This is a genomic window from Microvirga sp. BSC39 (assembly GCF_000739015.1).
Taxonomy (GTDB): domain Bacteria; phylum Pseudomonadota; class Alphaproteobacteria; order Rhizobiales; family Beijerinckiaceae; genus Microvirga.
In genome coordinates this window covers 1-25150 of the sequence record NZ_JPUG01000037.1, presented here as the reverse complement: position 1 = coordinate 25150, position 25150 = coordinate 1, and the positions used below count along the sequence as shown (strand labels likewise).

General features: G+C 65.4%; 26 protein-coding genes. 16 read left to right on the top strand and 10 right to left on the bottom strand.

What is annotated here, in order from left to right; translation table 11 throughout:
* The first annotated feature begins 221 nt into the window (after positions 1–221).
* From MA07_RS04525 to MA07_RS04510, 4 genes are all read left to right on the top strand, one after another.
* Positions 222–1187 carry a DMT family transporter gene (locus MA07_RS04525; protein WP_244445155.1) on the top strand — a complete coding sequence of 322 codons (966 nt, stop codon included), beginning with the start codon at positions 222–224 and terminating at the stop codon, positions 1185–1187.
* On the top strand, positions 1184–2275 hold the full coding sequence (locus tag MA07_RS04520) for an AAA family ATPase (RefSeq protein ID WP_036347534.1): 1092 nt from the start codon (positions 1184–1186) through the stop codon (positions 2273–2275). The genes MA07_RS04525 and MA07_RS04520 overlap by 4 nt, the downstream gene beginning before the upstream one ends.
* A gap of 93 nt (positions 2276–2368) precedes the next feature.
* Positions 2369–2542 carry a DUF1328 domain-containing protein gene (locus tag MA07_RS28605; protein ID WP_036347532.1) on the top strand — a complete coding sequence of 58 codons (174 nt, stop codon included), beginning with the start codon at positions 2369–2371 and terminating at the stop codon, positions 2540–2542.
* A gap of 186 nt (positions 2543–2728) precedes the next feature.
* On the top strand, positions 2729–3817 hold the full coding sequence (locus MA07_RS04510) for a TRAP transporter substrate-binding protein (protein ID WP_036347530.1): 1089 nt from the start codon (positions 2729–2731) through the stop codon (positions 3815–3817).
* 47 nt (positions 3818–3864) lie between these two features.
* Here MA07_RS04510 and MA07_RS04505 read toward each other — a convergent pair whose 3' ends face one another.
* Positions 3865–4698, bottom strand: coding sequence for a lytic murein transglycosylase (locus MA07_RS04505; protein ID WP_036347528.1), 834 nt, complete (start codon positions 4696–4698; stop codon positions 3865–3867).
* A gap of 141 nt (positions 4699–4839) precedes the next feature.
* On the opposite strand from MA07_RS04505, the gene MA07_RS04500 reads away from it, so the two are divergent.
* From MA07_RS04500 to MA07_RS04490, 3 genes are all read left to right on the top strand, one after another.
* Positions 4840–5460, top strand: coding sequence for a hypothetical protein (locus MA07_RS04500; protein WP_036347526.1), 621 nt, complete (start codon positions 4840–4842; stop codon positions 5458–5460).
* Between the two features lie 95 nt (positions 5461–5555).
* Positions 5556–5981 carry an arsenate reductase (glutaredoxin) gene (gene arsC, locus MA07_RS04495; protein ID WP_036347523.1) on the top strand — a complete coding sequence of 142 codons (426 nt, stop codon included), beginning with the start codon at positions 5556–5558 and terminating at the stop codon, positions 5979–5981.
* Positions 5982–6048: 67 nt separating this feature from the next.
* Positions 6049–6828: an SDR family NAD(P)-dependent oxidoreductase gene (locus MA07_RS04490; RefSeq protein WP_036347521.1), complete on the top strand. Its 780-nt coding sequence runs from the start codon at positions 6049–6051 to the stop codon at positions 6826–6828.
* A gap of 91 nt (positions 6829–6919) precedes the next feature.
* Here the strand turns inward: MA07_RS04490 and MA07_RS04485 are convergent, their stop codons facing one another.
* Entirely contained in the window at positions 6920–8155 is a 1236-nt protein-coding gene (locus MA07_RS04485; RefSeq protein ID WP_036347519.1) for an MFS transporter, read from the bottom strand.
* 340 nt (positions 8156–8495) lie between these two features.
* On the opposite strand from MA07_RS04485, the gene MA07_RS04480 reads away from it, so the two are divergent.
* Genes MA07_RS04480 through arsB form a run of 3 tightly spaced genes read left to right on the top strand, consistent with a single transcriptional unit; the run spans position 8496 to position 10455 of the window.
* On the top strand, positions 8496–8852 hold the full coding sequence (locus tag MA07_RS04480) for a metalloregulator ArsR/SmtB family transcription factor (protein WP_036347516.1): 357 nt from the start codon (positions 8496–8498) through the stop codon (positions 8850–8852).
* Positions 8845–9372, top strand: a complete 528-nt coding sequence (locus tag MA07_RS04475) for an arsenate reductase ArsC (protein WP_036347514.1) — start codon at positions 8845–8847, stop codon at positions 9370–9372. Before MA07_RS04480 ends, MA07_RS04475 begins: the two co-directional genes overlap by 8 nt.
* A gap of 24 nt (positions 9373–9396) precedes the next feature.
* Positions 9397–10455, top strand: coding sequence for an ACR3 family arsenite efflux transporter (gene arsB / locus MA07_RS04470; protein ID WP_036347512.1), 1059 nt, complete (start codon positions 9397–9399; stop codon positions 10453–10455).
* Positions 10456–10484: 29 nt separating this feature from the next.
* Here the strand turns inward: arsB and lepA are convergent, their stop codons facing one another.
* Positions 10485–12290 carry a translation elongation factor 4 gene (gene lepA, locus MA07_RS04465; protein ID WP_036347509.1) on the bottom strand — a complete coding sequence of 602 codons (1806 nt, stop codon included), beginning with the start codon at positions 12288–12290 and terminating at the stop codon, positions 10485–10487.
* A 102-nt stretch (positions 12291–12392) separates the two neighbouring features.
* Positions 12393–13871: a SulP family inorganic anion transporter gene (locus MA07_RS04460; protein WP_036347507.1), complete on the bottom strand. Its 1479-nt coding sequence runs from the start codon at positions 13869–13871 to the stop codon at positions 12393–12395.
* Positions 13872–14207: 336 nt separating this feature from the next.
* Here MA07_RS04460 and MA07_RS04455 point away from each other — a divergent pair, with 336 nt between their 5' ends.
* The 3 genes from MA07_RS04455 (at position 14208) to MA07_RS04445 (ending at position 17383) form a co-directional block, all read left to right on the top strand.
* Positions 14208–15581, top strand: coding sequence for an APC family permease (locus MA07_RS04455; RefSeq protein ID WP_052002840.1), 1374 nt, complete (start codon positions 14208–14210; stop codon positions 15579–15581).
* Positions 15582–15725: 144 nt separating this feature from the next.
* A complete protein-coding gene (locus MA07_RS04450; protein WP_052002832.1) occupies positions 15726–16838 on the top strand; it encodes a hypothetical protein in 1113 nt (370 codons plus the stop codon).
* 2 nt (positions 16839–16840) lie between these two features.
* Positions 16841–17383 carry a c-type cytochrome gene (locus tag MA07_RS04445; protein ID WP_036347506.1) on the top strand — a complete coding sequence of 181 codons (543 nt, stop codon included), beginning with the start codon at positions 16841–16843 and terminating at the stop codon, positions 17381–17383.
* Between the two features lie 46 nt (positions 17384–17429).
* Here the strand turns inward: MA07_RS04445 and MA07_RS29985 are convergent, their stop codons facing one another.
* The 3 genes from MA07_RS29985 to MA07_RS04435 all read right to left on the bottom strand — a co-directional run bounded on the left by MA07_RS29985 (position 17430) and on the right by MA07_RS04435 (position 19472).
* Complete coding sequence (locus MA07_RS29985) at positions 17430–17606, bottom strand: hypothetical protein (RefSeq protein ID WP_160195380.1); 177 nt, start codon at positions 17604–17606, stop codon at positions 17430–17432.
* A gap of 183 nt (positions 17607–17789) precedes the next feature.
* Positions 17790–18854 (bottom strand): heat-inducible transcriptional repressor HrcA, encoded by a 1065-nt coding sequence (gene hrcA / locus MA07_RS04440; RefSeq protein ID WP_036347592.1) that lies wholly within the window; start codon positions 18852–18854, stop codon positions 17790–17792.
* A 33-nt stretch (positions 18855–18887) separates the two neighbouring features.
* Entirely contained in the window at positions 18888–19472 is a 585-nt protein-coding gene (locus MA07_RS04435; RefSeq protein ID WP_081928771.1) for a YetF domain-containing protein, read from the bottom strand.
* A 114-nt stretch (positions 19473–19586) separates the two neighbouring features.
* Between MA07_RS04435 and rph the strand changes: the two genes are divergently transcribed.
* A complete protein-coding gene (gene rph, locus MA07_RS04430) occupies positions 19587–20300 on the top strand; it encodes a ribonuclease PH (RefSeq protein WP_036347504.1) in 714 nt (237 codons plus the stop codon).
* Positions 20297–20938, top strand: a complete 642-nt coding sequence (gene rdgB, locus MA07_RS04425) for an RdgB/HAM1 family non-canonical purine NTP pyrophosphatase (protein WP_036347501.1) — start codon at positions 20297–20299, stop codon at positions 20936–20938. Before rph ends, rdgB begins: the two co-directional genes overlap by 4 nt.
* A gap of 213 nt (positions 20939–21151) precedes the next feature.
* Here rdgB and MA07_RS04420 read toward each other — a convergent pair whose 3' ends face one another.
* Both MA07_RS04420 and MA07_RS04415 read right to left on the bottom strand, forming a co-directional pair.
* Positions 21152–21622, bottom strand: coding sequence for a DUF2852 domain-containing protein (locus MA07_RS04420; RefSeq protein WP_036347499.1), 471 nt, complete (start codon positions 21620–21622; stop codon positions 21152–21154).
* Positions 21623–21713: 91 nt separating this feature from the next.
* On the bottom strand, positions 21714–22367 hold the full coding sequence (locus MA07_RS04415) for a TetR/AcrR family transcriptional regulator (RefSeq protein ID WP_036347497.1): 654 nt from the start codon (positions 22365–22367) through the stop codon (positions 21714–21716).
* Positions 22368–22660: 293 nt separating this feature from the next.
* On the opposite strand from MA07_RS04415, the gene hemW reads away from it, so the two are divergent.
* Positions 22661–23821, top strand: a complete 1161-nt coding sequence (hemW, locus tag MA07_RS04410) for a radical SAM family heme chaperone HemW (protein WP_036347495.1) — start codon at positions 22661–22663, stop codon at positions 23819–23821.
* Between the two features lie 107 nt (positions 23822–23928).
* Here hemW and gshB read toward each other — a convergent pair whose 3' ends face one another.
* Positions 23929–24873 (bottom strand): glutathione synthase, encoded by a 945-nt coding sequence (gene gshB, locus MA07_RS04405; protein ID WP_036347492.1) that lies wholly within the window; start codon positions 24871–24873, stop codon positions 23929–23931.
* Positions 24874–25150: the final 277 nt, after the last annotated feature.

Here is a 25150-nt window from a genome sequence, read left to right as displayed (position 1 = left end):
TTCGAACATCTTAATGAATGTTCAACATCGCGGTGCAATCCTCCTCACTTAGAGGGGGAAGATCAGGGCCTTTCACGAGTCCGATGCAGCGCTCCAACGCGGCGCGAAAAAAATCGCCTCTTTGGCGTGACGCGCGGCATGCACGCGACCATTCGAGGCAAGAATCATGTTCGATGACTCGTGCCTCGAGGCATGGCGTGCGGGTTTGAAGGTGATCGCTCATGCGCGCCTTGGTCGCTGGAGGCCTCGTGTCGGTGAAGGCTTCACGCCACGGAGGTGGCGAGGTAAGCGGAAGGAGCATTCACATCGTCCGGTCCATCGTGCCCCAACGCAGCATCCTTGCCGTCGTCCTCTGGATGAGCGGCGCGCTCCTCGCCTTCTCGGCAACCGCCATCGCCGTGCGCGCGCTCGCGCCTGCCTTCTCGATCTTCGAGATGCTGGCGGTTCGCAATGCCGCCGGCGTCCTGATCCTGCTCGCGCTTGCGCTCGTCAGGCCGGATCTCAGACCCGGCTTGAAGCCGCGGCGCTTCGGCCTGCATCTCGCGCGCAACGTCCTGCATTTCGCCGGCACCGATGGATGGGCTTTCGGCCTCACGCTTCTGCCGCTCGCGACCGTCTTCGCGCTCGAATTCACCACGCCGGCCTGGGTGGCGCTGCTGGCGATTCCGCTGCTCAAGGAGCAGATGACACGCGGTCGTCTCGTGGCTGTCATGCTTGGATTCATCGGCGTTCTCGTGATCCTGCGTCCGGGGCTGGAAACCTTACAGCCAGCCAGTTTCCTGATGCTCGGCGTGGCCTTCAGCTTCGCTCTCGTGGCCATCATGACCAAGCGCCTCACCATGACCGAGAGCACCTTCTCGATCCTGTTCTTCATGAACCTCCTGCAGCTGCCCATGAACCTCGCGGGCGTGAGCCGGGCCTTCTGGCTCGAGGTGCAGTCGTCCCACGCGCTGCCCCTGATCGGCATCTCACTCGGCGGCCTGCTCGCCCATTACTGCCTGACCAACGCCTACCGTCAGGGCGATGCCACGATGGTCGTGCCCCTGGACTTCATGCGCATCCCGCTGATCGCCTTCGTGGGCTGGCAGTTCTACGGCGAGCCGCTCGACCCTTACGTCTTCCTCGGCAGCTTCTGCATCATCCTGGGTCTCCTCTATTCCCTTCATCGCGAGGCACGCACCGCATGACCTGGTCGCCGCAACAGGACGCCGCCCTCAAAGCCGTCGCCGAGTGGTTGCGCCGCGGCGATCGTCCGGTGTTCCGCCTGTTCGGCTATGCCGGCACCGGCAAGACCACGCTCGCCAAGCACATCGCCGAGCACGTGGACGGCGATGTGGCCTTCGGCGCCTACACGGGCAAGGCGGCGCTCGTGCTGCGCACGAAGGGCTGCACGGATGCCTCGACGATTCACTCGATGATCTACAAGTCGCGGGAGTCGGACGAGAACGGTCCGCAATTCGTGCTCAACCGCCAGAGTCCGGCCTCCAAGGCCGACCTCATCATCATCGACGAATGCTCCATGGTGGACGAGGAACTGGGGCGCGATCTCCTGTCCTTCGGCCAGCCGGTTCTCGTGCTCGGCGACCCGGCGCAGCTGCCTCCCGTCAAGGGCGGAGGCTTCTTCACGGAGGGCGAGCCCGACGTGATGCTCACGGAGGTGCACCGCCAGGCCAAGGACAACCCGATCATCCATCTCTCGATGCAGGTTCGGGAAGGCGGCCGTCTCGAGCCGGGCCTGTATGGCGAAAGCCGCATCATCCGTCGCCGCGAGATCGATGCCGCCGCCGTCATGGCGGCCGATCAGGTGCTGGTCGGCCTCAACAAGACCCGGCGCCTGTACAACACGCGCCTGCGCGAGTTGAACGGCTACCGCGATCCCATGCCGGCGGCGGGCGAGAAGCTCGTCTGCCTGCGCAACGACAAGACCAAGGGCCTGCTCAACGGCGGCACCTGGAGCATCCAGGCCTTGCGCGGCATTCGGAACGACTTCATCCGCATGGACGTGCTGCCCGACGACGATGCCCGTCGCCGGTCCGTGGAAGTGGCCGTGCACAAGGCTTTCTTCGAGGGCACGGAGGAGGAGGTGCCGTTCGTCCTGCGCAAGGAATCGGACGAGTTCACCTATGGCTATGCTCTGACCGTGCACAAGGCCCAAGGCTCGCAATGGGACGATCTCGTGCTCTTCGACGAATCCTTCGCCTTCCGCGAACACCGCAGCCGCTGGCTCTACACGGCCCTGACCCGGGCCGCCGAGAAGATCACGGTCGTCGTATAGGCCGATGCATTCCTTGGCGGTCGGCATGCGGGAACCCGATCGGGCTTGGGCACTTATGTCGGTAGCTGGGCCGTAAGTGAGAAGGATGCCGATATGCTCAAATGGGCTCTGATCTTCCTCGTCATCTCCCTCGTGGCCGGAGCCCTGGGCTTCACGGGCATCGCCTCCGGGGCGCGCAGCATCGCCAAGGTCCTGTTCGGCATCTTCCTGCTGATCTTCGTGATCTTCATCCTGCTGGCCTGGGGAGCCGGCGAGCTGATCTTCTAGGGCGCTGCCCGGCTCTTGCGGCCCGTGATGCATGCGCCGGGCGCATGAAGTCCCTGCTTCGAAAGCTCTGCCTTCTTTCCCGAGGGTCGCTATAGGGGCCGTTCAACTTTTTACGTTTGGGCGCCCTTGAGGGAAACTTTCTGTCTCGTGCGCGCCTTGAAATGTGAATGAACGAAAGGGACGCCCATGAAACGTCGTGCATTCCTCCAGGCTGCAACCGTCGGCGCGGCATCGACCGCCATTGCCGCTCCGGCCATCGCCCAGTCGAACCCGGAGATCCGCTGGCGGCTGACTTCAGCTTTCCCGAAATCTTTGGACACTCTGTTCGGCGGCGGCGAGACGCTCGCCAAGCTCGTCTCCGAGGCCACGGACGGCAAGTTCCAGATCCAGCCTTTCGCCCCCGGCGAGATCGTCGGCGCGCCTCAGGCGCTCGATGCCATTGCGGGCGGAACGGTGGAGATGGGCCACACCTGCTCCTACTACTATGTCGGCAAGGATCCGACCTTCGCCATCGGCACGACCTTGCCGTTCGGCCTCAACTCGCGCCAGACGAACGCGTGGCTCTACCACGGTGGCGGCAATGCGCTGCTGAACGAGTTCTACGCCAGGCATAACGTGTACGCTCTGCCAGGAGGCAATACCGGCGTGCAGATGGGCGGCTGGTTCCGCAAGGAGATCAAGACCGTCCAGGATCTCCAGGGCCTGAAGATGCGCATCGCCGGTCTCGCAGGCCAGATCATGGGCAAGCTCGGTGTCGTGCCGCAGCAGATCGCCGGCGGCGATCTCTATCCGTCGCTGGAGCGCGGCACCATCGACGCCGCCGAGTGGGTGGCCCCATACGACGACGAGAAGCTCGGCCTCAACAAGGTGGCGCCGTACTACTACTATCCTGGCTTCTGGGAAGGTGGTCCCGCCATCCATTTCTTCATCAATCTGCAGAAGTGGAACGAGCTGCCGAAGACCTATCAGGCGGCCCTCCAGGCCGCTGCCGGCTATGTCAACGTGGACACGCAGGCGAAGTACGATGCCCGCAATCCGGCAGCCCTGCGCAGCCTCATCGGCGCCGGGGCGCAGCTGCGTCCGTTCTCACAGGAAATCATGGATGCGGCCTACAAGGCAGCCAACGAGGTCTATGACGAGACCTCAGCCAAGAACGCGGACTTCAAGAAGCTCTATGACAGCTACAAGGCTTTCCGTAGCGAGGAATATCTCTGGTTCCAGGTGGCGGAATACGCCTACGACACCTTCATGATCCGGGCTCGCGCCCGCGGCTGATCAAGCATATGAAAAAGGCGGGCCTGGAGCCCGCCTTTTTCAGGATGTCACTGGCTGGCGAAAGCCGAGGTATCTTCGCCTGCGAGCTTCTTCGCGTAGTAGGCAATGGTCTTCGAATAGACCTGCGACTTGTTCCAGGCGCGGATCGCTTCGAAATTCGGGGATCCCGGCTCCCAATCCCCGCCCTTCACCCAACCATGACCGCGCAGGTAATTGGCCGTCGAGGCGAGCACGTCCGCCGGGCTGCGCAGGAGATCGGCACGTCCGTCGCCGTCGAAATCGATGGCGTATTTGACGTAGGACGATGGCATGAACTGGGTCTGCCCCATCTCGCCCGCCCAGGCTCCGCGCATCTCGGCCGGAGACAGGTCGCCCTTGTCGACGATCCTCAGCGCATCGAAGAGATGCGCCTTGAAGAAGTCGGAGCGGCGGCAGTCATAGGCCAGCGTCGCCACCGAGCGTATGACCGGCAGATTGCCGCGCGTCGCGCCGAAATCGGTCTCGAGCCCCCAGATCGCCACCAGCACCGGACCCGGCACGCCGAAGCGCTGCTCGATGCGCTGGAGAGTGCCGGCATGCCGCTGCAGCATGTTGGCGCCGCCCTTGAGGCGGCCGGCGGAAACCATGCGGCCGGCGAACTGCTCGAAGCTCTGCTTGAACACGCCCTGGCCGCGATCCTTCTTGATCACGCTCTGATCGAACGTGACGCCGGACAGGCCCTGCTTGACGGCCTGGGCCGAGATGCCCTGCGCCACGGCTTCCTGCGCGATGTCGTCGAGCCATTTCTCGAAACCTGCCGGATCCCGGCAGGTGGCAGCACTCGCCTGGCCTGCCGCGAGCAGGGTGGCCGCGATGAGCGAGGCGCGTATGGAAGCCTGCATGAAGTCTCTCCAGGTTCGTTTTCGTTCCTGAGCGAGGTAGGGCCTATCTCCCGCAACTCAAGATCACAGGCCCTCGAGGCAACCGGAGCAGTTCCCGCGCGTTTCCATGGAGATGAGGGGCCGTCCCAGCGGGAGGATCGAGTGCGTAGCGTCAAATCCTGGCGAGCAAGGGCATTCCAAGCCGCAACCCTGATCCTGCTCTCCGCCGCCTCCGGCACGCAGGCTGCGAACGGGCCGCTCGACCAGCCCGTCAAGAGCGAGCCCGTACAGGTGCGCTTCGATCCCATGATACGGCAGACCACGGTGATGGGCGCTGTCCCGTCAGGCCTCTGCTTCTCGTTCTCGCTCCCGGAGGAATGGCGCCCGACCGCCCAGGGGCTGAAGTCCGCCCGCTCCGATGTCGAGATCGCTATCGGCCTTCGCTCCGCCGGAGAGCTTCGCGACATGCCGCAGCCCGATCTCGCGAGCCGCGACGCGGCCTTCCTGCAGAAGGATTACGAGGAGCTTCTCGGGCGTCCCGCGCAATCGGTTTCCCTGTCATCCCACGGGAACGCCGCGCGCTGGTCCGCAACCTGGATCGACGCCAATCTGCCGAGCGCCTCGCAGAGCATGACGGTCGAGACGCTCATCGTCCCTCTCTCGGGCGAATGGGTGCTCGAACTCTCCCTGAACGGCGTCGAAACCCAGGCGGCCCATGATATGCTCGCGCAGCGCCTGCTGACGCGGTTGCAGGTGCAGGGCAGGGCGGCCTGCCAGGGCTGAGGCCAACAGAAATCTTGAACGCTCTTCATCTGCCCGCTAGCCATCCATGGTGACCGGCCCGAAGCCGTCGTCGTGCAAGGACTAAGGACCACCCCATGGATGTGATCATCTACCACAATCCCCAATGCGGCACCTCCCGCAACACGCTTGCGATGATCCGCAATGCAGGGATCGAGCCGCACATTGTCGAGTATCTCAAGTGCCCGCCCACGCGCCTGCTCCTGCGCCAGCTCATCGGGCGCATGGGAGTGAGCGTCCGCGACGTGATCCGCGAGAAAGGGACGCCGTTTCAGGAGCTCGGGCTCGACGACCCGTCCCTTACCGACGACCAGTTGCTGGATGCCATGATGGAGCATCCGGTGCTGATCAACAGGCCCATCGTGGTCACGCCGCTCGGCGTCAGGCTCTGCCGTCCGTCGGAGGCGGTGCTCGGCATCCTGCCGCCGCAGCAGGGCGAGTTCGCCAAGGAAGACGGCGAGCCTGTGGTCGATGCTGCAGGGCGGCGAGTCGGCATCGCCTGACGCTGCGGAACAAGCGGACGCTCCTCCGGTTCAGGAAGGGGACATCCCATGACCGGAGGAACACACCATGGAACTTCAAGGTAAGGTCGCGCTCGTGACAGGCGCAGGATCCGGCATCGGCAAGGCGGCGGCTCTGCGCCTCGCGCGTGAAGGCGCCATGGTGGGCGTGCTCAGCCATACGGACGACGAGATCCGCAAGACCGCGCAGGAGATCGAGCAGGCGGGCGGCAGGGCCATTCCGCTTGTCGCAGACGTGGGCGATGACGCTCAGATGAAGAAGGCCGTCGACGATCTCGTCCAAGCCTATGGTCGGCTCGACATCGTCTTCGCCAATGCGGGCATCAACGGTGTGTGGGCGCCCATCGACGAGCTGCAGCCGGCGGAATGGGACCGCACCATCAACACGAACCTGCGCGGCACCTACCTGACGGTCCATTACGCGGTGCCGCACCTGAAGAAGGCCGGCGGCTCCATCATCGTCACCGCGTCCATCAACGGCACGCGCACCTTCACGAGCGCAGGCGCCACGGCCTATTCCGCCACTAAGGCCGCCCAGGTGGCGATGACGCAGATGCTGGCCGTGGAACTCGCCAAGCACAAGATCCGGGTGAACGTGGTCTGCCCCGGCAGGATCGGCACCGAGATCAAGGACAATACCGACAAGCGCAACACGGAGGAGGCGGAGGTTCCCGCCGAGTACCCGGCCGGCTCGATCCCGCTCACCGGCGAGGAGCCCGGCACGAGCGAGGAGGTGGCGGAGCTCGTGCTGTTCCTCGCCTCGGACCGCGCCCGCCACATCACCGGCACGCCGGTCTGGATCGACGGCGCCCAGTCGCTGCTGGTGTAGGCGCTAGAGCATCGGACCCAAAAGTGGATTTGCACTTTTGGGTCCGATGCTCCTTTTTAGATGAGCGCAGCGTGCGGATCCGCACGATGCGCTAATGCGCCTCCAGCCGCGTTCCCACGGGAACGGTGGGCTCCGGCACGAAAGTCTCCTTCTCCTCCGTGGGCGGGGCGGCGCGCCGGATGCTGCGATACGCGCCCCAGATCGCCATGAGCAACTGGGCGCTCACGAACACATAGACGAGCCCCAGGCGTCCGAATTCCGTCATGGCCGCACCTGCGATCACGGGCCCGATGGCGGCGCCTGCGCCCAGCAGGATCAGCAGACCTCCGGCCGCAGCCACGAACTCGCCGGGCTTCACCATGTCGTTCACATGCGCCGTGACGATGCTGTAGGTCGGAATCACGCTGCCGCCGAAGATCGCCACATAGATGAAGAGCAGCCAGGCCGGAACGGTGAGCGGCACGGAATGGATGAGCACCAGCAGGATCGATGCGGCCATGGCGGCCGTTCCCATGATCACGTGGCGGCGATCCATGCGGTCCGAGAGCCAGCCGAGCGGCCATGTGGTGAGAAATCCGCCGAGCGTGCCGCAGGTCATGAAGAGCGCGATCTCCGTGGTGTCCAGGCCCCGCTCCTGCGCCCAGATGGGCCCGAGCGCGAAGAACGAGCTGGTGGTGATGCCGCACAGAACCGCCGCCACCACGCCGAAGGGCGATTGCCGGTAGAGCTGCATCAGATTGATCTTAGTGTCGCTCACCGCATGGGCCGGAGCGGTCGCCCGTGACAGGGCGGTTGGCACGAGGGCGAGCGAGATGAGAATGGCCACGAAGCAGAACAGCCGGAACCCTTGCGGATCACCCGCAGGCAGGAGCATCTGCCCGCCGATGCCGGCCACCAGACCCGTCATGCTGTAGAGGCTCAACACCTGTCCGCGGGTCTGCGCCGTCACCGAGGCGTTGAGCCAGCTTTCCACCACGATGAAGAGCCCTGCGAAGCAGAAACCGGTCACGGCCCGCGCGACGATCCACACGGCCGGGCTGATTACCAGCAGGTGGAGGAGAACGGCCGATGCCGCCACGGCCGCTAGGGCCGAGAACGCGCGCGTGTGTCCCACCTGATGGATGACTCGTCCGGCCCAGAGGGAGCCCAGGACGATGCCGACCCAGAATGCCGCGGCGACGGCGCCGATCTCGGTGGGCGTGAACTGCTCGATGCTCCCGCGCACGCTGAGCAGCGTGCCCTGCAGGGTGTTGCCGACCTGCATGAGTGCATAGCCGAGAAGAAGGGCGAAGAGGGTCGGCAGGGTGGTCCGCAGGGACGAAGTCATGGGCTCTCCTCGTGAAGCGAGATCCTGTGGCTCGGATATGCGGCGCATGAGGGCTTGGCCTTCTCGCTTTCGGCCCCATGGACGTGCCGAAGCCCGGGATCGCAAGATCCCGTTGAGCGGCCGACGACGTTGGAGAGACCATGCCCTGTGCCTTGGTTGAACTCGGGCTGTCGGATCGGGTTCCCCGCTGCAAAGGTAGGCGCAACGCTGCAGCCGCGGTGCTTCGTTCCGGCAAGGAGCCGGGAATCTCGGGACTGCAAGCCTTTGAGCCTGCAGTGCGTCTTGCGGCGGCGCACAACAAAAGCTTGCTTTACGACAATAATTCTATAAGTCTGGAAATATGGAATCAGAAGCCGTCATCCTGGCCCTTGCGGCCCTTGCCCAGTCGACCCGCCTCGACGTGTTCCGCCTGCTCGTCAGCCGGGAGCCCACTGGAGTGCCGGCAGGCGAGATCGCCCGCGAGCTGGCGGTTCCCGCCAACACGATGTCGGCGCACCTCTCGGTCCTCACGCGGGCGGGGCTCGTCCGCCCGGAGCGCCGCAGCCGCTCGATCATCTACCGGGCGGACCTGGAGCATTTCCGCTCGGTTGCGACCTTCCTGCTCAAGGATTGCTGCGGCGGCAGACCGGAGGTCTGCGCACCGCTGATTGCCGATCTCACCCCCTGCTGTCCACCCAAGGAGCCGGCCCATGGCTGAGCCTGTCTACAACGTCCTGTTTCTCTGCACGGGTAATACTGCCCGCTCGATCCTGGCCGAAGGCATCCTGCGCAAGGATGGGGCGGGGCGCTTCCGCGCATTTTCGGCCGGCAGCCAGCCGAAAGGGAAGGTCAATCCCTTCGCCCTGAAGGTGCTGGAGGCCTACGGCTATCCTGCCCAGGGCTACCGCTCCAAGAACTGGGACGAGTTCACCGGACCCGGCGCTCCGCAGATGGATTTCATCTTCACCGTCTGCGACAGCGCCGCCGGCGAAGCCTGCCCGGTCTGGCCGGGGCACCCGGCGACGGCCCATTGGGGCATCGAGGATCCGGCTGCGGTCGAGGGCTCCGATATGGAGAAGGAGCGCGCCTTCGTGCAGGCCTTCAAGTATCTCCACAATCGAATCGAGCTTTTCCTCAACCTGCCGCTCGACCGGCTCGATGCTGCCGCGCTCCACCGCAGGCTGGGCGAGATCGGTCGCACCGAAGGTGCCACGTCCGCCCGCCTCGACGTCGCCTGATCCTCGCAGTTCCGGAGCAACCGCATGTCCGTTTTCGAGCGCTATCTCACGCTCTGGGTAACCCTGTGCATCGTGGCCGGCATCGCCCTCGGTTCGATGATGCCGGGTGTCTTCCAGGCCATAGGCGCGGCCGAGATCGCCAGCGTCAACCTGCCGGTCGCCGTCCTGATCTGGCTCATGATCATCCCCATGCTGCTGAAGATCGATTTCGGTGCCCTGGGCGAGGTCCGCAGCCAGTGGCGCGGCATCGGCATCACCCTCCTGGTGAACTGGGCCTTCAAGCCGTTCCTGATGGCGGTGCTCGGCTGGATCTTCATCGGCACCCTGTTCCGCTCCTGGCTGCCGGAGGCGCAGATCGACAGCTACATCGCGGGCCTGATCCTTCTCGGTGCGGCCCCCTGCACCGCCATGGTGTTCGTCTGGAGCCACCTTTGCAGCGGCGAGCCGCGCTTCACGATCAGTCAGGTCGCCCTCAATGATGTGGTGATGGTGTTTGCCTTCGCGCCCATCGTGGCGCTCCTGCTCGGGCTCTCCGCGATCACCGTGCCTTGGGACACGCTGCTCCTGTCGGTGGGGCTCTACATCGTCGTGCCGGTGGTCATCGCCTATGGGGTGCGGTCCCCCCTGCTCGCCTCGGGTGGCGAGTCCGCGCTCCAGGCGCTGCTGGGGCGCATCCAGCCCCTGTCGCTTGCGGCGCTGCTGGCGACCCTCGTGTTGCTCTTTGCCTTCCAGGGCGGCCAGATCCTGAGCCAGCCGCTCATCATCGCGATCCTGGCCGTGCCGATCATGCTGCAGGCCTACCTGACATTCGGGTTCGCCTACTGGCTCAACCGCTCCAGCGGCGAGGCGCATTGCGTGGCAGGGCCCTCGGCCCTGATTGGGGCGAGCAACTTCTTCGAGCTTGCCGTGGCCACCGCCATCAGTCTGTTCGGGTTCGAGTCCGGCGCGGCTCTGGCGACCGTCGTGGGCGTGCTCGTCGAGGTTCCGGTGATGCTGTCGCTCGTGAAGATCGTGAACCGCAGCCAAGGCTGGTACGAGCGCGGGCGCACCCGATCCGAGGCTCCCGTGACGGCGGCCGAATAAGGGAAGAGGGCCTTGAGGCCCTCTTCTTCTTACGTATCCATCTTCAGCGCGGCGATGAAGGCTTCCTGCGGGATGTCGACCTTGCCGAACTGGCGCATCCGCTTCTTGCCTTCCTTCTGCTTGTCGAGCAGCTTGCGCTTGCGCGAGGCGTCGCCGCCGTAGCACTTGGCGGTCACGTCCTTGCGCAGGGCCCGGATGGTTTCGCGGGCGATAATCTTGCCGCCGATGGCCGCCTGCACCGGGATCTGGAACATGTGCGGCGGGATCAGCTCTTTCAGCTTCTCGCACATGGCGCGGCCCCGGCCTTCGGCGCGATCGCGGTGGACCAGCATGGACAGCGCATCGACAGGCTCGGCATTGACCAGCACCGACATCTTCACGAGGTCGCCCTCGCGGTAATCGGAGATGTGGTAGTCGAAGGAGGCGTAGCCCTTCGAGATCGATTTCAGGCGGTCGTAGAAATCGAATACCACCTCGTTGAGCGGCAGGTCGTAGACCACCATGGCGCGCTTGCCGACATAGTTCAGGTCGATCTGCACGCCGCGCCGCTCCTGGCACAGCTTCAGCACCGAGCCGAGATAGTCGTCGGGCGTGAGGATCGTGGCGCGGATCCACGGCTCCTCGATGGTCTCGATCTTCATCACGTCCGGCATGTCGGCCGGGTTGTGCAGCTCGATGGTGGAGCCGTCGCGCAGCTTCAGGTGATACACCACGGACGGCGCGGTGGAGATGAGATCGAGATTGAACTCGCGCTCCAGTCGCTCCTGGATGATCTCGAGGTGCAGCAGGCCGAGGAAGCCGCAGCGGAAGCCGAAGCCCAGCGCGGCGGACGTCTCCATCTCGTAGGAGAAGCTGGCGTCGTTGAGGCGCAGCTTGCCCATGGCGGCGCGCAGGTTCTCGAACTCGGCCGCATCGACCGGGAAGAGACCGCAGAACACCACCGGCTGCACGGGCTTGAAGCCCGGAAGCGCCTGGGCCGTGGGCTTGCGCTCGTCCGTGATGGTGTCGCCGACGCGGGTGTCGGCCACTTCCTTGATCGAGGCGGTGAAGAATCCGACCTCGCCCGGGCCGAGCACGGCCATTTCCTGCATCTTGGGCGAGAACACGCCGACGCGATCGAGACTGTAGGAGGCGCCCGTGCCCATCATCTTGATGGTGGAGCCCTTCTTCATCGTCCCGTCGATGATGCGCACCAGAACCACGACGCCGAGATAAGCATCGTACCAGGAATCGACCAGGAGCGCCTTCAACGGCGCGTCCGGGTCGCCCTTCGGCGGCGGCAGCTTGGTGACGATGGCCTCCAGCACGCCCTCGATGTTGAGGCCGGTCTTGGCCGAGATCGGCACGGCGTCGGAGGCGTCGATGCCGATCACCTCCTCGATCTGCTCCTTGATCCGGTCCGGATCGGCGGCAGGCAGGTCGATCTTGTTGAGAACGGGCACGATCTCGTGGTTGGCGTCGATGGCCTGGTAGACGTTGGCGAGCGTCTGCGCCTCCACGCCCTGTGAGGCGTCGACCACCAGCAGCGAGCCCTCGCAGGCGGCGAGCGAGCGCGAGACCTCGTAGGCGAAGTCCACGTGGCCGGGGGTGTCCATGAGGTTCAGGATGTAGGTCTTGCCGTCCTGCGCCTTGTATTCCAGGCGCACGGTCTGCGCCTTGATGGTGATGCCGCGCTCGCGCTCGATATCCATGTTGTCGAGCACCTGCTCCGTCATCTCGCGGGCGGTCAGCGCCCCCGTGGTCTGGATCAGGCGGTCGGCCAGCGTGGACTTGCCGTGGTCGATATGGGCCACGATGGAGAAGTTGCGGATATTGTCGAAAGTGCGAGCGGTCATCAGTAAACTCTGGCGGGCGTGAAACCCTGTTGGCCGGGCAATAGCAGCCCGGCCCCTTAATGCCAAGGGAAGGCGGTGTCGCGTGGCGGCTTTCCAGCGCCCTCAGTGCCCGGCCGAGAGGCTGGCCCCCTCCTTCTGGTGGGTGCCGAGCTTCTCGACCAGGGTGGCGCTCGCCTCGTTGAGGCCTACGATCTCCACCGGGATGTCGTGATGGCGGAACTTCAGGACGACCCGGTCCAGGGCGTTGATGCCGGTAATGTCCCAGAAATGGGAGGCCGTCACGTCGATCACCACCCTGTCCAGATCCTCCTCGCGGAAGTCGAAGGCGCTGTGGAAGGCCTCCGCCGTGGCAAAGAAGATCTCGCCGTTCACCCGGTAGGTTCGCACGTCACCCACGCGCTCCGAGGCGACGGTGAAGAACTTGGCGACCTTCCGGGCAAAGAAGATGCCGCTCAGGATCACGCCCACCAGCACGCCCTTGGCAAGGTCGTGGGTGAACACCACCACGGCGACGGTCGCCACCATGACGATGCTGGAGCTCTTCGGGTAAAGGCGCATGGCCAGGATCGAACCCCACTGGAAGGTGTTGATCGACACCATGATCATCACCGCCACCAGGGCCGCCATGGGGATCTGGCGTACCCAGTCGTCGAGCACGAGGATCAGGAAGAGCAGGAAGGCGCCGGCCCAGAGGGTCGAGAGCCGCCCGCGCCCGCCGGACGAGACGTTGATCACCGACTGGCCGATCATGGCGCAGCCCGCCATGCCGCCGAACAGGCCGGCCACGATGTTGGCGAGGCCCTGGCCGCCGCATTCCCGGTTCTTGGGGCTGTCCGTGTCCGTCATCTCGTCCACGATGGCAGCCGTCATGAGGGATTCGAGCAGGCCCACCATGGCGAGCGTGAGCGAGTAGGGCAGGATGATCTGCAGGGTTTCCAGGTTGAGCGGCACGTCGGGCAGGGCGAAAGCCGGCAGGTCGCTCGGCAGCTGGCCCATGTCGCCCACCGTGCGCAGGTCGAAGCCGAACCAGATCGAAACCGCCGTCAGCAGCACGATGGTGACCAGCGCGGAGGGAACGGCCTTCGTCACCAGCGGCAGGAGGTAGATGATCGCGAGGCCCACCGCGACCATGCCGTACATGAGCGGCCCCTGACCGACGAATTCCGGCAGCTGCGCCATGAAGATCAGGATGGCGAGCGCGTTCACGAAGCCCGTCACCACGGAGCGGGAGACGAAGCGCATGAGGTCGCCGAGGCGGAGCAGGCCCGCTACGATCTGCAGCGCGCCGGTGAGAAGCGTGGCGGCGAGCAGGTATTGCAGGCCGTGCTCCTTCACGAGCGTGACCATGACGAGGGCCATGGCGCCCGTGGCGGCGGAAATCATGCCGGGCCGTCCGCCCGCGACTGCGGTCACGACCGCGATGCAGAAGGAGGCATAAAGGCCGACCTTAGGGTCGACGCCGGCGATGATCGAGAAGGCGATGGCCTCGGGGATCAGGGCAAGCGCCACCACGGTGCCGGCGAGCAGGTCGCGGGGCACGTTGGGAAACCACTCGGCCTTGAGGCGGGAGAGATGGGTCATGTCAAAAGTCTCGTGAGCCCTGCTGGCGAGGGCATGCTGGGCCGCGGGCAAAAAACCTTGCCATAGGGCAGGGGCGGCCGTGGGCACGAAAAATTGGAAACAGGTTCGGGAGCGCCGCAAGGCACCGATGCGCCGCGCTACGGCGGAGTCATCCTGAAGGTCTTCGCGCGGAAGCTGTCGTGAACCATGCCCCTCCATAACAGCACGATCCAGCATTGCAACCGGTCCGCCCGGGATCAGGGCATGTTCCAGGTGCATGATGTGAGCCCGATTGGGTTAGCAATCCTGTCTTCGCGCCCTATCCTTCCAGCACGCATTCAGGCTCCCGAGGCGGCGATGGCAGGAACTTCGGAACTTTCAGATGCTCCGCAGGATGCAGGAGCCGGTAGCCGCCCTGAGCTTCACCGGACCATCGGCCCGGTTCAGATGGCCCTCTATGGCCTCGGCAGCATGCTGGGCTCCGGGGTCTATGGCCTCATGGGGCAGGCGGCCGGGCAGGTAGGCAACGCAGTCTGGCTTGCGTTTCTGGTAGCCCTCGTGGCGGCCCTGCTGACGGCGCTCTCCTATGCGTCTCTCGGCTCCCGCTATCCGCGGGCTGGCGGCGCCGCCTATGTGGCCGAGCGGGCCTACCGCTCGCCGCTCATCGGCTTCGTGGTGGGGCTGGCGGTGGCCTGCTCGTCGCTCACCTCCGTTGCCACCCAGTCCCGGGTGTTCGCGGCCAATCTCGCCACGCTCACGGGCGGTGGCGAGACCATGGTCACATGGCTGGCGCTCGGGTTCCTGCTGCTGCTCACGGGGCTGGTGCTGCGCGGCATCCGGGAGTCCATGTGGGTCAACGTGCTCTGCACCTGCATCGAGGCGGCCGGCCTTCTGCTCGTGGTGGCGGTGGGCATCAGCTATTGGGGCAGCGTCGACCTGTTCGAGACGCCGCCGCCCGGAGAGGCGGTCAGCGACGTGATGATGCTCCTCGTGCTCCAGGGGGCGGTGCTCACCTTCTTCGCCTTCATCGGCTTCGAGGACACGCTCAACGTGGCCGAGGAGTGCCGCGATCCGCAGCGCACCATTCCCATCGGGTTGATCGCCGCCATGGCGATGGCGGCCGTGATCTACGTGGCCGTGGCGATCACGGCCGTCTCGGTGCTGCCCTGGCGCGAGCTCGCGGCGGCGCCCGGTCCGCTCACGGCCGTGATGGAGAAGGCAGCTCCCTGGCTGCCGCCCATCGTCTACACGGCCATCACCCTGTTCGCCGTGGCCAACACGGCGCTGGTCAATTACGTGACGGCCTCGCGCCTGGCCTACGGCATGTCGCATCAGGGTCTGCTGCCGTCATGGCTCGGCCGGGTCCATGCGACCCGGCGCACGCCGCACCTTGCGATCCTGGCGCTTTTCCTTGTTGTGGCTCCGCTCGCCTTCGTCGGCACCATCGGTCAGCTCGCGGCTGCCACCGTGCTGCTTCTGCTCCTCGTCTTCACGCTCATGAACGGAGCGCTTGTGCTGCTGAAGAACCGGCAGGGCGAGCCGCACGGGCGGTTCGAAATTCCTGCCTTCCTGCCGATCCTCGGGAGCCTCGTCTGCGCGGGCCTCGTGATCGTGCGCATCACCACCGGCGACTGGCGCGCGCCGGCTCTCGCGGGCGGGATGCTGGCGGGAATTCTCCTGCTCTATGCGTTGTTCCGGCCCAAGGCGGACCGCCTGAGCCCGAACGCCTGATCCCTTTCGAGACGAGGATCGTCCGAAGGGCCACTCCAGAAGAGTTTTAGGAGCACGACGCGCAGGTGCGTAGGATCACCGCGGCAGAAGGAGAACAGGCGTATCGATCGGCAATGCGTTCATCCTGCAAGAAGGAAGACGTGTATGGCCAAGGGAATTGCCGCCAAGAGGCTGCTGATGACGGGTCAGGTCCGTTGTCCTGTCGCAATCGGAGCGGCGCTCATCGCCGTCGGCATGCTCAGGAGCGGGCCGGCCGTTCCGCAGAATGCGGCCGGGACTCCGCCGGCGACGCTCCAGGAAACAGGCCTCTACACCGATCAGGATCGGTTGCAGGTCGATCCCGCGCATCTCGCCTTTGCGCCGCAATATCCTTTGTGGAGCGACGGCGCCGCCAAGCGCCGCTGGATCTCGCTCCCGCCGGGCACGGCCATCGACGGATCGAATCCGGAAGCGTGGGTTTTCCCTGTCGGCACGCGCTTCTGGAAGGAGTTCTCCTTCAACGGCCAGCGGGTCGAGACGCGCTATCTTGAGCGCAAACCCGATGGCCAGTGGCTCTACGCTGCCTACGCCTGGAGCGCGGATGGCCGCGACGCGCAACTGGTCTCGGCCCGCGGCAAGCGCGGCGCCTATCCGCTCGCGGGCGGACGCTCGCATACGATTCCAGGCGTGACCGATTGCAAGGCATGCCACCAGGGCGGTCCCTCCGAAGTATTGGGTTTCGGCACCCTGCAGCTATCGCCGGAGCGGGATCCCGATGCGCCGCATGCTGAGCTTCAACCCGAGCCGCATGTGGATCTCGGATACCTTGTCGACAACGGTCTGCTCGTCGGTCTGCCCAAGGCTCTGCTCGATGCGCCGCCCCGGATCGCGGCGGCAACGGCAACGGAGCGGGCCGCGCTCGGCTACATGCATGGCAATTGCGGCCATTGCCACAACGAGCGGGGCTCGTTGCAGAACATCGGGCTCTTCCTGCGCCACAGCGTCACCAATGCAGGCGAGCCAGCCGCCATGAGCACGATCAAGCAGGCCGTGAAGAAGCAGGCGCCCGGGCAATCGCCTGACGCGGTGCTGCGCGTCGAGCCGGGCTATCCGGACCGCAGCGGCGTGATGCAGCGGATCTCCTCCCGCTACCCTGCCTTGCAGATGCCGCCGCTCGGAACCGAGCTGATCGACGATGAGGCCGTGCGTCTGCTCAATCGCTGGATCGCCGAGAAGGGTGCTTCCATTCGGCAAGCCTCTGCAAACCAAGGGAGATGACCATGCACCGCGCCTTACCGTTGATGGTGGTGACCGCCTTTATGGTGCCCAGCGCTGTTCCTGCACAGGATGGTGCCGGCGCGCAGGTGAAGCGCGGCGAATATCTGGTCTCCATTGCAGGGTGCCACGATTGTCATACGCCCTGGACCACGGGCTCCGCCGGTCCAGAGCCTGACATGAAGCGGGCCCTGTCGGGCCACCCGCAGGATCTGACGATCTCCGCACCGGCCACTCTCTCCCCGCCCTGGAGTGGTGCCATGAACCCGACCTCGACAGCCTGGTCCGGCCCCTGGGGCGTCAGTTTTTCCGCCAATCTCACGTCGGATCCTGAAACCGGCGTGCTGCGGGATTTCAGCGAGCAGCAGTTCATCCAGACCATCCGCACGGGCCGGCACCAGGGCCAGGGCCGGCCAATCCTGCCGCCGATGCCATGGCCGGCCTATGCGAATATGACCGACGACGACCTGAAGGCGGTCTTCGCCTATCTTCGCCAGGTTCCTCCGGTGAAGAACAAGGTGCCCGATCCGCTGCCGCCGAAGCAGTGATCGGCTGAAGCTTGCGTGCCGGAGCGCCGGCCGCAGAGATCCCTGCTCAGTGGCCGATCCATCGCGCCGGGGTTGCCGGTGAATGGAAATGCGGCACAGGGTGGGGGCTTTCGATCGCGCGGATCTTTTCGTCGACCAGATCGGCCAGAACGCTTCTGGGGCTCGAGGTGCGCAACTCCCGCAGGGCTTCCTTGATCTGCTTTAGATCGGAAGACGATGGCATGGGTCCCGTCTGCTCTTGAAACGGCCGGTCTGACGTCATGCTGGTTCTCCGCTGGACCGTTGGCGAAACAGGAATCACCTTAAGCTTTGCCGGATGCCTGCCGCATTGCAGGAGGATTACGCTTCCGTAATGGGGAAGATCGCGTGGTAAATAGTCAGCCCCGAGAAGCTGGCAGCGGGGCTCCTACCGCCCCTTCTCCAGAATGCGCGAGATCACCTTGGCGGTATAGTCCACCATCGGGACGATACGGGCATAGTTGAGCCGTGTCGGGCCGATGACGCCGAGAACGCCCACGATCTTCTGACTGCCGTCCCGGAAGGGCGCTGCGATCATCGAGGAGCCGGAGAGCGAGAACAGCTTGTTCTCCGAGCCGATGAAGATGCGCACCCCTTCACCGCCTTCGGCGCGGCTCAGGAGATCGATCACGTCGGTCTGCGTTTCGAGATCCGAGAAGAGCAGGCGGATGCGCTCCAGGTCTTCCACCGCCTTCAGGTCGTCGAGGAGATTGGCCTGGCCGCGCACGATGAGCTGGCGGGATTCGACCGGCCCCACCGTAGTCGCGAGTCCCGCTTCCACCAGCCGGGCGGTGAGCGCATCGAGCTCGCGCTCCATGTCGCCACGGCGGGCCTGGATCTCCTGCTTGATGTCGCCCAGGGTCTTGCCCTGGATGCGGGCGTTGAGGAAATTGCCGGCCTCCACGAGGGCCCCGGCGGGAAGGCCCGCGGGCAGATCGAGGAGGCGGTTTTCCACGGAGCCGTCCTCGGAGACCAACACCACCAGGGCACGGGCCGGGTCGAGGCGCACGAATTCGATGTGCTTGAGCCGCGCATTGGACTTGGATGTCACGACGACGCCCGCGCCGCGCGACACGCCGGACAGCAGGGCGGAAGCCTCGGCGAGCGCCGTCTCCATGGTGTGGCCGCTTGCCGCCGCCCGCATCTGCGCCTCGATGCGCGCCCGCTCGTCCGAGGTGACGTCGCCGATCTCCATCATGGCGTCGACGAAGAAGCGCAGGCCCGTCTCCGTGGGCAGGCGCCCGGCGCTGGTATGGGGGGCAAAGATCAGGCCCGCCATCTCCAGATCCGCCATCACGTTGCGGATCGAGGCCGGCGAGAGGGGTATCGGCAGAATGCGCGACAGGTGGCGCGAGCCCACGGGCTCGCCCGTGATCAGGTAGCTCTCGACGATCTGGCGGAAGATCTCGCGGGAACGGTCGTTCAGCTCCGCGATGGCGCGGGGATCATTCATGAGGGCAGAACAACCTGGCACATGCATCGGAGGTCATGAGGCGTCGCGGGGCTTTCCAGTGGCATCGTCATTATGTGACGGTGCTTGAGCGTGAAGGCAAGCCCGCTCGAATCCATTCACCATCCTGAGAGCCGGATCGGAGGGCTGCAGGTCGTTCCCCGTGATGATGCTGATCGTGCCGTCGGTCTCCAGCACGATCGCCCCGATTTCCTCGAGCCGCGCATGCCCGTCGGCGCGCACGGCCGCCAGAACTTCCTCGCGGGAGAGGCGCTGCGCCTGGAGCGCGCTTTCCAGGAACCGGCCGCGGTGGACGAGCAGGGTGGGCTCCGACTTGATGAGCTCCTGAAACCGCTCGGAGCGAACCGACAGCCAGGAAATCGCATATTGCAGGCCGATCAGCAGCGCGAGGGCCAGGACCCCTTCGGCCAGGGCGACGGAATCGCTGAGAAGGATGGTTGCCAGGGTCGAGCCGATTGCGACCGTGACCACGAAATCGAAGGCGTTGAACTTGGCGAGCGTCCGCTTGCCCGAAATCCGCAGAAGGATGATGAGGGCGACGTAAGCCAGCGTGCCGACCACGAGAACGCGCCACAATCCGAACCAGCCCTGAAAGAACATGTCGGCTTCCTCCCGCGTCGCTAATGCCCGGGGAGGGCGATGGTTCGGGCCCGGCCCGCCTTGCCGTTGCGGTCCAGGGCCTCTATGAGCATGAAAACCTTAGGAGACAAAGACATGCGCCCATCCAACCGTGCCCCCGACGAAATGCGGCCCGTCACCCTGGAGCGCGGGGTCGCGCGCTATGCGGAAGGCTCCTGCCTCGTCTCCTTCGGCAACACGAAGGTCATCTGCACCGCCTCGCTGGAGGAGAAGGGCCCGCCGTGGCTGCGTGGCACGGGCAAGGGCTGGGTGACGGCGGAATATTCCATGCTGCCCCGCGCCACCCACGAGCGCACCCGGCGCGAGGTGAATTCCGGCAAGCCGTCGGGCCGCACCCAGGAGATCCAGCGCCTCATCGGCCGTTCCTTGCGCGCCGTGGTCAACCTGCCGGCCATGGGCGAGCGGCAGATCGTGGTCGATTGCGACGTGATCCAGGCCGACGGCGGCACCCGCACGGCCTCGATCACCGGCGCCTGGGTGGCCCTGCACGATTGCTTCGCCTGGATGCAGAGCCGCTCGATCATCTCGATCAATCCCCTGCGCGAGCCCGTCGCGGCCATTTCCTGCGGTATCTACAAGGGCACCCCGGTGCTCGATCTCGACTATGCGGAGGACTCGGCCGCCGAGACGGATTCCAATTTCGTGATCACGGGCTCCGGCGGCATCGTCGAGGTCCAGGGCACGGCCGAGGGCAAGCCTTTCTCGGAGGAGGAGTTCCTGCACCTGCTCCGCCTCGCCAAGGCCGGCGTGGCGCAGCTCGTGGACCTGCAGAAGAAGGCCGTGGCATGAGCCTGCATCGCGCCCTCACCGGCAAGGTCGTCATTGCCACCCACAATGCGGGCAAGCTGCGCGAGATGCAGGAGCTGCTCGCACCTTTCGGGATCGAGGCCGTGTCGGCGGGCGAACTCGGCCTGCCTGTCCCCGATGAGACCGGCCACATGTTCGCCGAGAACGCCGCCATCAAGGCTCATGCCGCCGCCAAGGCCACGGGCCTGCCGGCGCTCTCAGACGATTCCGGATTGTGCGTGGATGCGCTCGACGGCGCGCCGGGCCTGTTCACCGCCGACTGGGCCGGCCCGAACAGGGACTTCTCCGCCGCCATGGAGCGGGTCATGCGCGAGCTGGAGAAGCGCGACGCGACAGACAGGCGGGCCCATTTCGTCTCCGCCCTGGTCATCGCCTGGCCCGACGGGCACGAGGAGCTGTTCGAGGGTCGCATCTTCGGCCAGGTGGTCTGGCCGCCGCGCGGCGACAAGGGGTTTGGCTACGACCCCATGTTCCAGCCGGACGGCTACACGGAGACCTTCGGCGAAATCTCTTCGGAGGAGAAGCACGGCATCGACTGGTCGAAGCCGCAGCCCTCGGGCCTCTCTCACCGCGCGCGGGCTTTCGTGAAGCTGGCCGCCGGGTGCTTGGACAGGGATTGAAATAACCCACTGTCATTCCGGGGCCGCGTAGCGGAGCCCGGAATCCACAACCGCTAACAGTGCAGAAGGAGACGCGACGCTCCTCGCTCTTTTCTGAGCCGTCGTGTTTATGGATTCCGGGCTCGCCTGCGGCGCCCCGGAATGACGATGAAGGGCGTGGTCCTCACAAGAAAAGAGCGCCCTGAAGGGCGCTCTTGCTGCTTATAGGCCGGTTTAGACGTTGGTTGGGCCGTTGCCGCGGCGCTTGGCCATGTAGGCGTCGAACTCCTCGCGGTCCTTGGCCCGCTTCAGCTCCTCGACGAAGTTGCGGAAGTCGCGGGCTTCCTCGTCGAGCTTGCGGCGCTCTTCCTCAAGGCGCTCCAGCTCGCTGCGGCGGTAGTCGTCGAAGGCCGCGTTGCCGGTGCTGGCAAAGCCGCCGAAGCCGGTTGGGCCTCGGAAGAGGTCATCCTTGGCGCGGCCGAACGTATCGTTCAGGAAGGCCTTGGCTTGGTCGTATTTCGGATATCCCATCATTTTCCACACCAGATAGGCCAGCGCGAGCGGCCAGACGAAGATGAAGCCCAGAATGATGCCGGCGATCTCCAGACCGCGGCCGGGCTTGCGCCCGCAGCGGCGGTTGGTCCGGTTTTCCCACGGCCCCGCGTGCGGGCCCGCATTCCAGGCGGCGGAGGCAGAATCTGACATCGAAAGGGTCCTATGTTAATGCTAACAACATTAACATGCGGATCGATCTGGGCGCTTTCAAGGGATTGATCTGGAAAAATCGACAGGGAGCTTAGGCTTTGCCTTTCAGGGCGCCGTGGACGAGGGCGAGGACGCCGGCCCGCAGGAGTTCGTACTTGTCCGCCAGGCCGGGACCCCTCGGCAGCTGTCCTGCGGCGTCGAGGGTGGCGATACCGTGGGACAGCGCCCAGACCTCGATGGCGATGAACCGGGCATCGACCGTCTGAAACCCTTCCGGGAAGGTGTCCGCCAGGGCTTTGACCAGGAAGTCGAACGCATTGCCGGAGGGTTTGCCGCCGCTTTCCACGGCCTTGGCCCAGAAGGGCGCACAGGCCTCGCCCTCGGCAGGCTTGGCCGAGAACATGGCGGTGTAGAAGCCGGGCTCCTGCTCGGCGAAGGCCAGATAGGCCTCGCCCATGCGGGTGAACCGTTCGAGCGCCGTGCCGTCGCTCTGAAGGGCCCGGCCGAGCCGCTTCGCGAGCTCGTCGTAGCCGCGGAAGGCCACCTCGGCCACCAGGGCATCCCGACCCCGGAAATGCCGGTACAGCGCCGCCGGGGTGACGCCCACGAGCTTGGCCGCATCGGCGAGGGTGAACCCGCCGATTCCCCGCTCGGCGATGAAGCGCTGCGCCGCCTCAATCAGCGCCTCCTTCAGGTTGCCGTGGTGATAGCCCTGCCGGTCGAACGGACCGCGCCAATGCCGCATGATGGGTTCCTAACTCTCTGCCGGCCATCATAGGCTTCCGGTGGTGCGGAAGCCAGGATGGAACGGCTCATGGAGTGAACATCATTGTGGGTGAAGAGGTTCAGAAAAGTTTCCATTCCCGCCACGTGTCATACCCGGCGGCCGTGAGGCCGGGAAGGGGATACACTCGCACGCTCAGTGCTATGGATTCCCTTCCCCTCCGCTGCGCTCCGGCCGGGAATGACACCAGAGCGTAGGACATACGCGACACCAGCACCCGTGACGTTCGGCCTCCGACCTGCCATATACGCCCGATGATCGATCACCCGACGCGCGATGTGGGCTTTGGCGTTTATGTCCATTGGCCCTTCTGCGCCTCCAAATGCCCCTATTGCGACTTCAACAGCCATGTCCGCCACCAGCCGGTGGATCAGGAGCGGTTTCTCGCGGCGTTCAAGCGCGAGATCGCCCATACGGCGGCGCGCGTTCCGGGCCGGACGGTCACGAGCGTGTTCTTCGGCGGCGGCACGCCCTCGCTCATGAAGCCGCAGACTGTGGGCGCCATACTCGACGCCATCGACGGCGCCTGGGGCATCGATGCTAAGGCCGAAGTGACCCTGGAGGCCAACCCCACCAGCGTCGAGGCGGAGCGGTTTCGCGGCTATCGCGGTGCCGGCATCAACCGGGTGTCGCTCGGCGTCCAGGCGCTCAACGATCCCGATCTCAGGCGCCTCGGGCGCATGCATTCCGTGGACGAGGCCTTGGGCGCGGTGAAGATCGCCGCCTCCATCTTCGAGCGCTACTCCTTCGACCTGATCTATGCCCGCCCCGGCCAGACGCCGCAAAGCTGGGGCGCCGAGCTGGAGCAGGCGATCTCCCACGCGGTGGAGCACCTGTCGCTCTACCAGCTCACCATCGAGCCCGGCACCTGGTTCCAGCGTCTCTTTGAGGCGGGAAAGATCACGGTGCCGGACGAGGAGACCGGCCGCGCGCTCTACGACATCACGCAGGAAACCTGCGAGAAGCACGGGCTGCCGGCCTACGAGATCTCGAACCATGCGAGGCCCGGCGCGGAATCGCAGCACAACCTGCTCTACTGGCGCTATGGCGAATATGCCGGCATCGGCCCCGGCGCACATGGGCGGTTGGTGACAGGCAATGCGCGCCTCGCCACCGCGACGGAGAAGCATCCCGAGACCTGGCTCGAACGGGTGGAGCGGGAAGGCCATGGCGTCATCGACGAAGAAGTCCTGACCTCCGAAGCCGAGGGCGACGAGTTCCTGCTCATGGGTCTTCGTCTCAAGGAAGGCGTCGACCCGCGCCGCTTCGAGGCGTTCACGGGCAAGACGCTCAATCAGCGCGGCTTAAGAATCCTCAAGGAGGAAGGCCTGATCCGCCATGACGGCTCGCGCCTTGCGGTCACGCCGAAGGGTTTCCCGGTGCTCAACGCAGTGATTGCGGAACTGGCGGCATGAGAACCTACTGTCATCCCCGCCTTCGCGGGGATGACAGTGCTGAGGTTCGGGTGTTCTATCCTGCACGCGATCCCGGATCGCCTGCGGTGCCCGGGATGACGTCTCGATTACCGCCGCACCTTGCTTTCAATCACATCCCACACCGTCACTGCGAGATCCGGGCCGCCCAGCCGCCTGATGGCGCGGATGCCGGTGGGGGCCGTCACGTTGATCTCGGTGAGGTTGCCGTCGATCACGTCGATGCCCACGAGGATCAGGCCCATGCGCTTGAGGTCCGGGCCGATGGTCTCGCAGATCTCGCGCTCGCGGGGCGTCAGGTCCGTGGGCTTCGCCGCGCCGCCGCGCACCATGTTGGAGCGGATGTCGTTGGCCGCCGGCACCCGGTTGATGGCGCCCGCCGCCTCGCCGTCGATGAGGATGATGCGCTTGTCGCCTTCCGTGATCTTTGGCAGGAAGCGCTGGATCACCCAGGGCTCGCGGAACAGGTTCGCGAACAGGTCGTAGAGCGAGCCGAAATTGGGATCTTCCCGCCCGACCTTGAACACGCTCGCGCCGCCATGGCCGTAGAGCGGCTTCATCACCACGTCGCCGTGCTCTCGCCGGAACTCCTCGATCTCCTGCCTATCGCGGGAGATCAGGGTCGGGGGCATCAGGTGCGGGAAATGGGTGACGAAGATCTTTTCCGGCGCGTTGCGCACATGGGTCGGATCGTTCACCACAAGGGTCTTGGGGTGGATGCGCTCCAGGAAATGGGTGGCGGTGATGTAGGCCAGATCGAAGGGCGGGTCCTGGCGCATGAGCACCGCATCGACGCCTGAGAGATCGACCCGCTCCGGCGTTCCGAGCGTAAAGTGGTCGCCCTCCTGGTCGCGCACCTCGACGGGTTCCGCCATGGCGATCACGGCGCCGTCGCGCAGCGACAGGCGGTCGGGGGTGTAATGCAGGACCCGGTGACCCCGTCGCTGGGCCTCGAGCAGCAGCGCGAAGCCGGTATCGCCCGCAATCTTGAGGCTGCGGATGTGATCCATCTGGAACGCGACGGTGAGGGTCATGAGTCGGGCCTCCTGGGAAGCAGGGTTATTGGCGCTAAAATGCGGGATGGCAACTCTTCATGGCGGCTATCGTGAACGAAAACAGGGAAGGCGGGTTATCCAACGGCCCCGCTTGACGAGTGCCCCTTGCAGATCTCCTCAAGCTTTTCCATGTGAGAGTCCATGCCCCGCCGTGCCCTTCTGATCGTCAATGCCAAGAGCCGCAGCGGTGCCGCCCAGCGTGACATGGCCGTCGAGCGCCTGAAGGACCATGGAATCGAGCCGGTTCACGTGGATT